Source organism: Paracidovorax wautersii (assembly GCF_031453675.1).
Classification (GTDB): domain Bacteria; phylum Pseudomonadota; class Gammaproteobacteria; order Burkholderiales; family Burkholderiaceae_C; genus Paracidovorax.
Genome location: NZ_JAVIZX010000001.1, coordinates 4,109,269 through 4,122,075, shown reverse-complemented (window position 1 = coordinate 4,122,075; position 12,807 = coordinate 4,109,269). Strand labels below are relative to the sequence as shown.

13 protein-coding genes are annotated in these 12,807 nt (G+C 65.5%); all 13 read left to right on the top strand.

Annotated elements, in window-relative coordinates; all coding sequences use genetic code 11:
* The first annotated feature begins 156 nt into the window (after nt 1-156).
* The 13 genes from rpsB (at nt 157) to lpxA (ending at nt 12,798) form a co-directional block, all read left to right on the top strand.
* Complete coding sequence (rpsB, locus tag QE399_RS18565) at nt 157-906, top strand: 30S ribosomal protein S2 (RefSeq protein WP_309831091.1); 750 nt, start codon at nt 157-159, stop codon at nt 904-906.
* A gap of 107 nt (nt 907-1,013) precedes the next feature.
* Nucleotides 1,014-1,940, top strand: a complete 927-nt coding sequence (gene tsf / locus QE399_RS18560) for a translation elongation factor Ts (protein ID WP_309831089.1) — start codon at nt 1,014-1,016, stop codon at nt 1,938-1,940.
* Between the two features lie 58 nt (nt 1,941-1,998).
* Nucleotides 1,999-2,721, top strand: a complete 723-nt coding sequence (gene pyrH, locus QE399_RS18555) for a UMP kinase (protein ID WP_309831086.1) — start codon at nt 1,999-2,001, stop codon at nt 2,719-2,721.
* Nucleotides 2,722-2,770: 49 nt separating this feature from the next.
* Nucleotides 2,771-3,331 (top strand): ribosome recycling factor, encoded by a 561-nt coding sequence (gene frr, locus QE399_RS18550; RefSeq protein WP_309831083.1) that lies wholly within the window; start codon nt 2,771-2,773, stop codon nt 3,329-3,331.
* Nucleotides 3,332-3,363: 32 nt separating this feature from the next.
* Nucleotides 3,364-4,101 carry a polyprenyl diphosphate synthase gene (uppS, locus tag QE399_RS18545; protein ID WP_309831081.1) on the top strand — a complete coding sequence of 246 codons (738 nt, stop codon included), beginning with the start codon at nt 3,364-3,366 and terminating at the stop codon, nt 4,099-4,101.
* Between the two features lie 27 nt (nt 4,102-4,128).
* The gene (locus QE399_RS18540; protein WP_309831079.1) at nt 4,129-4,983 is read left to right on the top strand and encodes a phosphatidate cytidylyltransferase; all 855 of its coding nucleotides are present in this window, start codon (nt 4,129-4,131) and stop codon (nt 4,981-4,983) included.
* Nucleotides 4,980-6,158 (top strand): 1-deoxy-D-xylulose-5-phosphate reductoisomerase, encoded by a 1,179-nt coding sequence (gene ispC / locus QE399_RS18535; RefSeq protein WP_309831076.1) that lies wholly within the window; start codon nt 4,980-4,982, stop codon nt 6,156-6,158. The genes QE399_RS18540 and ispC overlap by 4 nt, the downstream gene beginning before the upstream one ends.
* Before the next feature lie 144 nt (nt 6,159-6,302).
* Nucleotides 6,303-7,670, top strand: a complete 1,368-nt coding sequence (gene rseP / locus QE399_RS18530) for an RIP metalloprotease RseP (RefSeq protein ID WP_309832187.1) — start codon at nt 6,303-6,305, stop codon at nt 7,668-7,670.
* Between the two features lie 48 nt (nt 7,671-7,718).
* A complete protein-coding gene (gene bamA / locus QE399_RS18525; protein ID WP_309831074.1) occupies nt 7,719-10,016 on the top strand; it encodes an outer membrane protein assembly factor BamA in 2,298 nt (765 codons plus the stop codon).
* Nucleotides 10,016-10,531 carry an OmpH/Skp family outer membrane protein gene (locus QE399_RS18520; protein ID WP_309831072.1) on the top strand — a complete coding sequence of 172 codons (516 nt, stop codon included), beginning with the start codon at nt 10,016-10,018 and terminating at the stop codon, nt 10,529-10,531. Before bamA ends, QE399_RS18520 begins: the two co-directional genes overlap by 1 nt.
* A 24-nt stretch (nt 10,532-10,555) precedes the next feature.
* Nucleotides 10,556-11,536: a UDP-3-O-(3-hydroxymyristoyl)glucosamine N-acyltransferase gene (gene lpxD, locus QE399_RS18515; protein WP_309831070.1), complete on the top strand. Its 981-nt coding sequence runs from the start codon at nt 10,556-10,558 to the stop codon at nt 11,534-11,536.
* A 12-nt stretch (nt 11,537-11,548) separates the two neighbouring features.
* Nucleotides 11,549-11,989 (top strand): 3-hydroxyacyl-ACP dehydratase FabZ, encoded by a 441-nt coding sequence (fabZ, locus tag QE399_RS18510; RefSeq protein WP_309831068.1) that lies wholly within the window; start codon nt 11,549-11,551, stop codon nt 11,987-11,989.
* A gap of 20 nt (nt 11,990-12,009) precedes the next feature.
* Nucleotides 12,010-12,798 carry an acyl-ACP--UDP-N-acetylglucosamine O-acyltransferase gene (gene lpxA / locus QE399_RS18505; protein ID WP_309831066.1) on the top strand — a complete coding sequence of 263 codons (789 nt, stop codon included), beginning with the start codon at nt 12,010-12,012 and terminating at the stop codon, nt 12,796-12,798.
* Nucleotides 12,799-12,807: the final 9 nt, after the last annotated feature.

Sequence of the window (12,807 nt, the reverse complement as noted above, 5' to 3'; positions counted from 1 at the left end):
ATCTTTGGGTTTTGCTGATGGCTGTCCGCCGCGTGTGGGTAACCTGAAGGCAAAACCAATCGCAAACCGGCCCTGTCAAGGTGTTGCGGCCTGTGCATTGCTGCAGGTCGCAAGTATTGGGGCCGGATTTTAGACCCAACCTTCGGAGAGATTTCTATGTCCGTCACCATGCGCGAAATGCTGGAAGCCGGTGTCCACTTCGGCCACCAAACCCGCTTCTGGAACCCCAAGATGGCCCCGTACATCTTCGGCCATCGCAACAAGATCCACATCATCAACCTGGAAAAGACGCTGCCGCTGTTCCAGGACGCCCAGAAGTTCGCCAAGCAGCTGGCTGCCAACCGCGGCACGATCCTGATGGTCGGCACGAAGCGCCAGGCCCGCGAAATCCTGGCCACCGAAGCGCAGCGCGCCGGCGTGCCCTATGTCGACCAACGCTGGCTCGGCGGCATGCTGACCAACTTCAAGACGGTCAAGACCTCCATCAAGCGCCTGAAGGACATGAAGGCCCAGCTGGAAACCGGCCTGGACAGCCTGAGCAAGAAGGAACAGCTGACGTTCACCCGCGAAATCGCCAAGCTCGAACGCGACATCGGCGGCATCCAGGACATGACCGCTCTGCCCGACGCCATCTTCATCATCGACGTGGGCTTCCACAAGATCGCCGTGGCCGAAGCCAAGAAGCTGGGCATTCCGCTGATCGGTGTGGTGGACTCCAACCACTCGCCCGAAGGCATCGACTACGTGATCCCCGGTAACGACGACTCGGCCAAGGCCGTGACGCTGTACGCCCGCGGCATCGCCGACGCCATCATCGAAGGCCGCGCCAACGCCGTGACCGACGTGGTCAAGGCTGTGAAGGAAGGTTCGGACGAATTCGTGGAAGTGGAAGAAACCGCTGCCTGAAGTCCCGGCCGCGCGATTCGTCGCGAAGAAAAGCGGGGCCCCTGGTGAGCCCCCTTTTTTTTACCCTTTGTCGTGTAACGAACTGATTAGAGACTGGAGAAATACAGATGGCTGCAATTACCGCAAGCATGGTGGCTGAACTGCGCGCTAAGACCGACGCGCCCATGATGGAATGCAAGAAGGCCCTGACGGAAGCCGACGGCGACCTGGCCAAGGCCGAAGAACTGCTGCGCGTGAAGCTGGGCACCAAGGCTGGCAAGGCCGCTGCCCGCATCACCGCTGAAGGCGTGGTCGCCAGCTTCATCGACGGCTCCAACGGTGGCCTGATCGAAGTGAACAGCGAAACCGACTTCGTGTCCAAGAACGACAGCTTCATCGGTCTGGCCAAGGCCGCTGCCGAACTGGTCGCCAAGCACAATCCCGCCAACGTCGAAGCCCTGGGTGCACTGCCCTACAGCCAGGACGGCTTCGGCCCCACGCTGGAAGAAGTGCGCAAGGGCCTGATCGGCAAGATCGGCGAGAACATGTCGTTCCGCCGCTTCAAGCACTTCTCCGGCACCAAGCTGGCTTCCTACCTGCACGGCACGCGCATCGGCGTGGTCGTCGAGTTCGAAGGCGACGAAGTGGCCGCCAAGGACGTTGCGATGCACATCGCCGCCATGAAGCCCGTGGCCCTGACCAGCGCTGACGTGCCTGCTGAGCTGATCGAGAAGGAGCGTTCGGTCGCCGCTGCCAAGGCTGCGGAAGACAAGGCCAAGGCCGAAGCCGAAGGCAAACCCGTGCAGTCCGACGAAATCGTTGCCAAGCGCATCGAAGGCGGCGTGCAGAAGTACCTGAAGGAAGTGTCCCTGTTCGACCAGGTCTTCGTGAAGGCCGCCGACGGCAAGCAGACTGTGGGCCAGATGCTCAAGGCTGCCAACACGACCATCAAGGGCTTCACGCTGTACGTGGTCGGCGAAGGCATCGAGAAGAAGGTCGACGACTTCGCTGCCGAAGTGGCTGCCCAGGTCGCCGCTGCCAAGTCTGCCGCTTGATCGGCTGACTGGTATTTCCACCCTGAACCCCACTGCATTGCCTCACGGAGAACGCCCCATGACCCTCGCCAAGCCAGCCCACAAGCGCATTCTGCTCAAGTTGTCTGGTGAGGCGTTGATGGGGGACGACGCGTTCGGCATCAACCGCGCCACCATCGTCCGCATGGTGGAGGAGATTGCCGAGGTCACGCGCCTGGGCGTGCAGGTGGCGGTGGTGATCGGTGGTGGAAACATCTTCCGCGGCGTGGCCGGCGGCTCGGTTGGCATGGATCGCGCCACGGCCGACTACATGGGCATGCTGGCCACGGTGATGAACGCCCTGGCCCTGGCCGACGCCATGGACAAGCAGGGCCTGACGGCGCGCGTGATGTCCGCCATCGGCATCGAGCAGGTCGTGGAGCCCTATGTGCGCCCCAAGGCCCTGCAGTACCTCGAAGAAGGCAAGGTGGTGGTCTTCGCCGCCGGCACGGGCAACCCGTTCTTCACGACCGATACCGCCGCCGCGCTGCGGGGCGCCGAGATCGGTGCCGAGGTCGTGCTCAAGGCCACGAAGGTGGACGGCGTGTACACGGCCGACCCCAAGAAGGATCCGTCGGCCACGCGGTACACCAAGCTGTCGTTCGACGAGGCCATGTCCCGCAACCTGGGCATCCTGGATGCCACGGCCTTTGCGCTGTGCCGCGACCAGAAACTGCCCATCCGCGTGTTTTCCATCATCAAGCACGGCGCTCTTCAGCGCGTGGTGATGGGCGAAGACGAAGGCACGCTGGTGTACGCTTGACGGTTCGGTGCCGCTGCTGCGCCACCGCCGCTCCTGCTGAGGAAACAACATGACCATTGCCGATATCAAGAAGACCGCCGAAACCAAGATGGACCAGTCCATCGCGGCATTCAAGAACAACCTGACCAAGATCCGCACCGGCCGCGCCAACCCCGCGCTCCTCGATGCCGTGCAGGTCGAGTACTACGGCTCCTTCGTCCCGCTGTCGCAGGTGGCCAACGTGTCCCTGATCGACTCGCGCACCATCAGCGTGCAGCCCTGGGAAAAGGGCATGGGCGCCAAGATCGAGAAGGCCATCCGCGAGAGCGATCTGGGCTTGAACCCCGCGTCGATGGGTGACCTGATCCGCGTGCCGATGCCGCCCATGAGCGAAGAGCGTCGCAAGGAAATGACCAAGCTCGTGCGCAACGAAGGCGAGGGCGCCAAGGTGGCCATCCGCAATCTGCGCCGCGACGCCAACGAAGGCGTCAAGAAGCTGGTCAAGGACAAGCTGGCCTCCGAGGACGACCAGAAGCGTTCCGAAGCCGATGTCCAGAAGGTCACCGACCGGCACATCGCCGAGATCGATGCCCTGGTCGCGTCCAAGGAACAGGAAATCATGGCGGTCTGATCCGCATCGCCGGAGCCGATCGTTTGCCCTCCATGCCGTCAATCCCGGGCGCCATGCCCCATCACATCGCCATCGTCATGGATGGCAATGGACGCTGGGCCACGCGCCGCTTCCTGCCCCGGCTGGCAGGCCACAAGCGCGGAGTGGATGCCCTGCGCCGCTGCGTGAGGGCTTGTGCGGCACGTGGCGTCGGCGTGCTCACCGTCTTCGCCTTCTCGTCGGAGAACTGGAGCCGTCCCGCAGACGAGGTCTCCGGCCTCATGGAACTGATGGTCAAGGCGCTGTCGCGAGAGGTGCCCGATTTGCTGCGTGACGGTGTGCGCCTGCATTTCGTGGGCGACAAGGATGGCCTGTCGGAGCCTGTGCGCGCGGGCTTGCGGCAGGCGGAAGAGATGACGGCCGCCAACCAGCGGATGGTCCTCAATATCTGCTTCAACTACGGTGGCCGTTGGGACATCACGCAGGCCGCTGCCACGCTGGCCGCGCGCGGCGAGGTGATCACCGAAGCAAGCCTTCACACGGTCATGGGGCTGGCGCACGTGCCAGACCCGGATCTGCTCATCCGCACCGGCGGTGAGATGCGCATCAGCAACTTCCTGCTGTGGCAGGCTGCGTATTCCGAGCTGTACTTCAGCGAGCGCCTGTGGCCCGAATTCGACGAGGCCGCCCTGGACGAAGCCATTGCGGCGTACGTCGCGCGCGAGCGCCGGTTCGGCAAGACGTCGGCCCAGGTGGCGCAACCCGCGGCCCAAGGCCCGCTGCGCGCCTGATCCTTCCCTCCCAACGAAAGGGCTTCCATGCTCAAACAGCGTGTCATCACGGCCCTGGTTCTGCTGGCTATTCTGCTGCCGGCCTTGTTCTATCCCTCGCCGCTGCCGTTCACGCTGGTCGTCCTGGTCCTGATGGGCGCGGCGGCCTGGGAATGGGCACGTCTCAATGGTCTCGGCGGTGCCGCGGCGGTGCTGGTGGGTGCGGCCTGCGTGGCGCTGTGCGGAGCGACCTGGGTGCTGGGCGGGCTGGAGCGTGGCTGGCCGTGGCTGTGGTCCATCGGCGGCGGCCTGTGGGTGCTGGCGGGCGCCTGGCTGCTGCGCGCGGGCGTCCCGGGCTGGCCGCGCGTGCCCGCCGGGCTGCGGCTGGTCGCCGGCGTCCTGGCGCTGTGGATGGCGTGGCTGGCCGTGGTCCAGGCCCGCATGGTCGGCATCAACTTCCTGCTGTCGGTGCTGGTGCTCGTGTGGGTGGCCGATATTTTTGCCTATTTCGCCGGCCGCACCTTCGGCCTGCGTTTCACCAAGAACAAGCTCGCCCCGGCGATCAGCCCCGGCAAGAGCTGGGAGGGCGTGTGGGGCGGCATGGCCGGGGTGGTGGTCCTGGCCATCGCCTGGGTTGCCGTGGATGCCGCCACGCAGGCCGCGGTGCCCAGCTTCTACAGCCGTCTGGCCGCCAAGGGCTGGTGGCTGCTGCTGCTCGGCGCCGTCTTCATGGCCACCATGAGCGTGGTGGGTGACCTGGTCGAATCGCTCATCAAGCGCAGCGCCGGCGTGAAGGACAGCAGCGGCCTGCTGCCGGGCCACGGCGGCGTGCTGGACCGGGTGGATGCGCTGCTGCCGACGCTGCCGCTGGCCATGATGCTTTCTCTTTTCGCTGCCGCATGAAACAACGTCTCACGGTTCTGGGGTCGACGGGTTCGATCGGCACCAGCACGCTCGATGTGGTGGAGCGCCACCCCGATCGCTACGAAGTCTTCGCCCTGAGCGCGGCCACGCAGGTGGACCTGCTGCTGGCCCAGTGCGCGCGTCTGCGCCCACGCTTCGCCGTCATGGCCAGTGCCGAGCATGCGCGGGAGTTGGCCCGCAGTATCCGCGACCGGGGCCTGCCCACCGAGGTGCTGGAGGCGCCGGACGCGCTGGAGCAGATCGCGTCGCATCCCGAGGTGGATGCCGTGATGGCCGCCATCGTCGGTGCAGCCGGCCTGGCGCCCTGCCTCGCGGCGGCCCGCGCCGGCAAGCGGCTGCTGCTGGCCAACAAGGAGGCCCTGGTCGTCGGCGGCGAGGTATTCATGGCCGCCGTGCGCGACGGCGGCGCGACCCTGCTGCCCATCGACAGTGAGCATTCGGCCATCTTCCAGAGCCTGCCCGAAGACCCGTCCACTTGGGCCCGGCGCGTGGACCATGTCCTGCTCACCGCCTCTGGGGGGCCGTTCCGTTCGCGCGATCCGGCCACGCTGCGCGACGTCACGCCCGAGCAGGCCTGCGCGCATCCCAACTTCGCGATGGGCCGCAAGATCTCGGTGGACTCCGCCACCATGATGAACAAGGCGCTGGAGGTCATCGAGGCGCGCTGGCTCTTCGACCTGGCGCCCGAGCAGATCAAGGTGGTGATCCATCCGCAGCAGATCATCCATTCGATGGTGCAGTTCGTGGACGCTTCTGTCATCGCCCAGCTGGGCACGCCGGACATGCGCGTGCCCATCGCCTGCGGACTGGCCTGGCCGGAGCGCATCGAGAGCGGGGCGGGGCGGCTGGACTTCACTACGCTCGCGGCCCTGACCTTCGAAGAGGCGGACGCCCGCCGCTTTCCCGGCCTGCACCTGTCGTGGCAGGCCCTGCGCGCCGCGCCCGGCACGACTGCCGTGCTGAATGCGGCCAACGAGGTGGCGGTGGACGCCTTTCTCGGGCGGCGCATCCGCTTCGACCAGATCCACCAGCTCAATCTTGCAACTTTGCAGGCCCTGGCACCCTCCAAGCCGGATTCGCTGGCGGCCCTGCTGGCGCTGGACGCCGAGGCCCGTGCCGTTGCGCGGCAGTGCATCGGCCGGCTGGCGGACTGAGCAGGCCTCGGAGTGCTATGAAATCCGAAGCTGCATGCGCTTATGTGTCGGGCATTTGCATATCAAATGGCTTTGAAGTGCAAGCTGGACAAGCGCTGTGTGCTATGAATTCAGAAGTTATAGGCCGACCCCGTTGAAGGATTCATCTTGCTGACCGTCGTTGCTTTCATCGTCGCGCTCGGGCTGCTCATCGCCGTCCACGAGTACGGCCACTACCGCGTGGCCGTGGCCTGCGGCGTCAAGGTGCTGCGCTTCTCGGTCGGCTTCGGGCGCCCGCTATTGCGCTGGCAGCCCAAGGGTTCGCCGACCGAATTTGTCATCGGCGCCGTTCCGCTAGGTGGCTATGTGCGCATGCTCGACGAGCGCGAGGCGCCCGTCGCGTCGCACGAGCGCCATCTGGCCTTCAACACCCAGCCGCTGCGCTCCCGTGCGGCCATCGTGGCTGCGGGTCCGGCGGCCAACCTGCTGCTGGCGATCGTCCTGTATGCGGTGGTCAACTGGGCTGGTGTGGACGAGCCCAAGGCGTTTCTGGCCAGCCCGGTGGCCGGATCGGTCGCCCAGCAGGCGGGCCTGCGCGGCGGCGAGCTGGTGGTGTCCGCGGCCCTGGGCGGCGAAGAGCCGGAGGCCGTCCGCTCCTTTGAGGACCTGCGCTGGACGCTGACCCGCGGCGCGCTGGATGGCGTGAACGTGCGGCTGGACGTCGAGCCCGCGCCGGGCGCCGTCCATCGGCAGATCGTGCTGGATCTGGCCGCGATCGAGACCCGTGAGGCGGACGCCCAGCTGTTCCGCAAGATCGGCATCCTGGGCCCGTGGACGCGCCCGGTGCTGGGCGAGATCATGGAAGGCAGCGCCGGCGAACGGGCTGGGCTGCGCCAGGGAGACGTGGTGCAGCGCGTCGGTGCCACGGACGTGGTGGACGGCCAGCAACTGCGCGAGCTGATCCGCACCTCCGTGCGCGATGGACAGCCGCTGCAGCAGCCCTGGCGCGTGCTGCGCGATGGGCAGGAACTCACGCTGCCGGTGACACCGGAACTGCAGCGCGACGCTTCGGGCGCGGCCGTGGGCCGCCTGGGCGCCTACGTGGGTGCGCAGCCCGAATTCGTCACCGTGCGCCACGGCCCGGTCGAAGGCCTGTGGAACGGTGTGGTCCGCACCTGGGAGGTGTCGGTGCTCACGCTGCGCATGATGGGCCGCATGGTCATCGGCGAAGCCTCGCTGAAGAACCTCAGCGGTCCCCTGACCATTGCCGATTACGCCGGCCGTTCGGCCAGCCTGGGCCTCACCCAGTACCTCGTGTTTCTGGCGCTGATCAGCGTCAGTCTGGGGGTGCTCAACCTGCTGCCGCTGCCCGTCCTCGATGGGGGGCACCTGATGTATTATCTTTGGGAAGGTGTGACCGGCAAGGGCGTGTCTGAAGCCTGGATGGAGCGGCTGCAGCGCGGCGGTGTCGTGGTGCTTCTCCTGATGATGTCCATCGCCCTGTTCAACGATGTCACCCGGCTCTTTGGCTAACCTGTTCGCCGCCTGCCAGTCGCAAGGTCGGTTCCTCCTGCTTCATTCATGAAAAAACACATCAATCGCATGGGCGTGCGCACCGCGGCAGCCGTTGCCGCAATGGTCTTTGCCGCCAACGCCGCCTGGGCACTGGAGCCCTTCAGGGTGCAGGACATCCGGGTGGAAGGCTTGCAACGGGTGGAGCCCGGCACCATCTTCGCATCGCTGCCGCTGCGCGTGGGCGACGAGTACAACGATGAAAAGGGCTCCGCCGCCATCCGTGCGCTGTTCGCACTGGGCCTGTTCAAGGACGTCCGCTTGGAAGCCACCGGCAACGTGCTAGTGGTGGTTGTGGAAGAGCGGCCCACCATCGCCGACGTGGACTTCGCCGGCACCAAGGAATTCGACAAGGACACTCTCAAGAAGGCCATGCGCGACGTGGGCCTGACGGAAGGGCGGCCCTTCGACAAGGCGCTGGCCGACCGCGCGGAGCAGGAGCTCAAGCGCCAGTACATCAACAAGAGCCTGTACGGCGCCGAGGTGGTGACCACCGTCACGCCCATCGAGCGCAACCGCGTGAACCTGACTTTCACGGTGACCGAAGGCGAGCCCGCCAAGATCAAGGACATCCGCATCGTCGGCAACAAGGCCTTCAGCGAATCCACGCTCAAGGGCCTGTTCGACCAGGACACGGGCGGCTGGCTCAGCTGGTACACCAAGTCCGACCGCTACTCCCGTGCCAAGCTCAACGCCGACCTGGAAACCCTGCGCTCGTACTACCTGTCGCGCGGCTATCTGGAGTTCCGCGTGGATTCCACGCAGGTGGCCATCTCGCCGGACAAGCAGGACATCTCCATCACGGTCAACGTGACGGAAGGCCAGAGCTACGTCGTGTCCGGCGTGAAGGTCGAGGGCAACTACCTTGAGCGTGAAGACGAGTTCAAGTCGCTCATCACCATCGTTCCGGGCGAGCCCTACAACGCCGACAAGGTCGCCGAGACCACCAAAGCCTTCACCGACCACTTCGGCAACTTCGGCTTCGCCTTCGCGCGCGTCGAGGCCGTTCCGGAGATCGACCGCGAGAACAACCGCGTGGCCATCGTCCTGCGGGCCGAGCCGGCACGCCGCGCCTATGTGCGCCGCATCGTCCTGGGCGGCAACAACCGGACGCGCGACGAAGTCATCCGCCGCGAGTTCCGCCAGTACGAGGCGTCCTGGTACGACGGCGACAAGATCAAGCTGTCGCGCGACCGCGTGGACCGCCTGGGCTTCTTCACCGAGGTGAACGTCGAAACGCAGGAAGTGTCGGGCACCGCCGATCAGGTCGACCTGGTGGTGAATGTCGTGGAAAAGCCCACTGGCTCGCTGCAGCTGGGCGCCGGCTTCTCCAGTGCCGAAAAGATCTCGCTGTCCTTCGGCATCAAGCAGGAGAACGTGTTCGGCTCGGGCCATTACCTGGGCATCGACGTCAACACCAGCAAATACAACCGGACGCTGGTCCTGAGCACGACCGACCCGTACTTCACCCAGGACGGCATTTCCCGCACCGTGGACCTGTACTACCGCACGACCCGGCCCTACCAGGACCAGGGCGGCAACTACAAACTGGCCACCCTGGGCTCCAGCGTACGCTTCGGCATCCCGTTCAGCGAGACCGACACCGTGTTCTTCGGCGGTGGCGTCGAGCAGACGGAGATCCAGTCCGGCACAAACATTCCCGCCGCCTACTTGGCCTACCAGGATCGCTACGGCTCGACCAGCCTGGCTGTGCCGCTGACCATCGGCTGGTCGCGCGACGACCGCGACAGCGCCCTGGCGCCCAACAGCGGGCGCTACCAGCGCCTGAATTCCGAACTGTCGGTGGCGGGCGACGCGCGGTACGTGCGCGGCAACTACCAGTACCAGCACTATGTGCCGCTGAACAAGCAGTTCACCGTGGCCTTCAATGGTGAGCTGGGCTGGGGCAAGGGCATGAACGGCCGGCCTTTCCCCGTGTTCAAGAACTACTACTCGGGCGGTCTCGGATCGGTGCGCGGCTTCGAGCAGGGCACCCTGGGCCCGCGCGACGTGACCGGCGCTTCGCTGGGCGGCTCCAAGAAGGTGACGCTCAACGCCGAACTGGTCGCTCCTTTCCCAGGTGCCGGCAATGACCGCACGCTGCGCGTGTTCACTTTCCTGGACGCCGGCAACGTGTACGGCGACGGCGAGAAGGTGGAGTTCAGCGAGATGCGCGCTTCCACCGGCCTGGGCCTGAGCTGGATTTCCCCCCTGGGTCCGCTGCGCATCGCGTACGCCCAGCCCGTTCGCAAATTTGCAGGCGATAAAATCCAAAAACTGCAATTCCAAATCGGAACCTCTTTCTAATGAAACCTCTGTCTCGCCATATTTCGCTGCTGGTTCTGTTGGGCTCCGTCGCTGTCGCTGCACCGGTGCAGGCGCAGGAGTTCAAGGCCGGCTTCGTGAACACCGACCGCATCTTCCGCGAGGCCTCCACCGCCAAGGCGGCGCAGGCCAAGCTCGAGCAGGAATTCTCCAAGCGTGAGAAGGACCTGATCGAGCAGGGCAATGCGCTCAAGAGCGCATCGGAAAAGTTCGAACGTGAAGCGCCCACGATGGCCGAGAGCCAGCGCACCACGCGCCAGCGCCAGCTGGTCGATCAGGACCGCGACTTCCAGCGCAAGCGCCGTGAGTTCCAGGAAGACCTGGGCACGCGCAAGAACGAAGAGCTGGGCCAGGTGCTCGAGCGCGCCAACAAGGTCGTCAAGCAGGTCGCCGAAGCCGAGAAGTACGACGTGATCCTGCAGGAAGCCGTCTACATCAATCCCAAGCACGACATCACCGACAAGGTGATCAAGGCGCTGAATGGCGCTGGCAAGTGATGCCGGTGCTGTGACGGACTGCGCGTGAGCTTGCGTCTCGGCCAATTCGTCGATGCGCTCGGTGGCACGTTGGAAGGGGGGAGCAGGGATACGGAAATTCTCCGTATCGCCTCCCTGGAATCCGCCGGGCCTGGCGATCTGGCCTTTCTGAACAACCCGAGATACCAGTCGCAACTGGCCGCCTCCCGGGCGGCTTGTGTCATTGTGGCGCCTTCGATGAGAGAGGCAGCGCTGGCTCGCGGTGCCTGCATCGTGGCCGAATCGCCCTATGTGTACTTCGCCCGCGCTACCCAGTTGTGGAAGCGCGCGCAGGCCGGCGGTGCTGCAGCCGGGGTGCATCCGAGCGCGGTAGTGGATCCGGATGCCGTAGTGGACCCTACGGCGGTGATCGGACCCCTGTGCGTGGTGGAGCGGGGCGCGCGCATCGGGGCGCAGACGGTGCTGACGTCGCGCATCACCGTGGGCCAGGGTTGCCAGATCGGTGACCGCTGCCTGCTGCATCCCGGTGTGGTGATAGGTGCCGACGGCTTCGGCTTCGCGCCTCACCAGGGTGAGTGGGTCAAGATCGAGCAGCTCGGAGCGGTGCGTATCGGCAACGACGTGGAAATCGGTGCCAACACCTGCATCGACCGCGGGGCGCTGGACGACACCGTGATCGACGATGGTGTGAAGCTGGACAACCTCATCCAGATCGCCCACAACGTGCGCATCGGCAAGCACACCGCGATGGCGGGCATGTCCGGCGTGGCGGGCAGCACGACGATCGGCGCGCACTGCACGATCGCGGGCGCGGCTTCCATCCTCGGTCATCTGCAGCTTGCAGACCATGTGCACATTTCCACGAACACCGTGGTGTCGCATTCCATTTCGCGGCCCGGCCAGTACACGGGCGTGTTCCCAATGGACGAAAATGCGAAGTGGGAAAAGAACGCCGCCACGCTCCGGCAGCTGTATCGCCTGCGCGAACGGATCAAGGCTCTCGAACAAACACTAAAGGACGGCTAGACCGCCCAACCAATGATGGACATCCACCAAATTCTCAAGCTGCTGCCGCACCGTTATCCGTTTCTGCTGGTGGACCGTGTGGTCGAGCTCGACCGGGGCAAGCGCATCCAGGCGCTGAAGAACGTCACCATCAACGAGCCGTTCTTCACGGGGCACTTTCCCGCCCGTCCGGTGATGCCCGGCGTGCTGATGCTGGAAGCCCTGGCCCAGGCCGCGGGGCTGCTGTCGTTCGACATGATGGGCGAGGCGCCCGGCGACGACAAGGTCTTCTATTTCGTCGGCATCGACGGCGCGCGTTTCAAGCGCCCGGTGGAACCGGGGGACCAATTGATCCTCGAGGTGGAACTGGACCGCATCAAGGGCGGCATCTACAAGTTCAAGGGCGTGGCCCGCGTGGGCGACAGCATCGCCTGCGAAGCCGAGATCATGTGCACCATGCGCTCCGTCGTCTGATGGGTTGAGGCAGCGGGTACGTGAGCACCATCCATTCCACAGCCATCGTCGACCCGGCGGCGCGCATCGATGCGTCCGCCAGCATCGGTCCGTACGCGGTCATCGGTCCGCACGTCTCCATCGGAGCGGGGACCACGGTGGGCGCGCACTGCGTGATCGAAGGCCACACGACCATCGGGCGTGACAACCGGATCTTCCAGTTCGCGTCGCTGGGCGCGGCGCCGCAGGACAAGAAATACGCCGGCGAGCCCACCGAGCTGGTCATCGGCGACCGCAACACCATCCGCGAGTTCTGCACGTTCAACACGGGCACCACCCAGGACAGGTCGGTGACCACCATCGGCGACGACAACTGGATCATGGCGTACGTGCACATCGCGCACGATTGCGTGGTGGGCAACCAGACCGTGCTGGCCAACAATGCGACGCTGGCCGGGCATGTGACCGTGGGCCACCAGGCCATCATCGGCGGCCTGACCGGCATCCACCAGTTCACCAAGGTGGGCGCCCACGTGATGGCCGGTTTCGCCAGCCATATCTCGCAGGACGTACCGCCCTTCATGATGGTGGACGGCAATCCGCTGGCGGTGCGCGGCCTGAACCTGGAAGGGCTGCGCCGGCGGGGCTTCTCTGCCGAGCGCCTCGCGGCGATCAAGCAGGCGCACCGCCTGTTGTACCGCCAGGGCCTTACGCTCGACGCCGCCATGAAGGCACTGGAAGAACTCCCGGCGGCGCATCCGGAGGCCGAAGGCGATATCGCCCTGTTACGGGACTTCATCGCATCCTCCACGCGCGGCATCGCGCGCTGAACCGGAGCG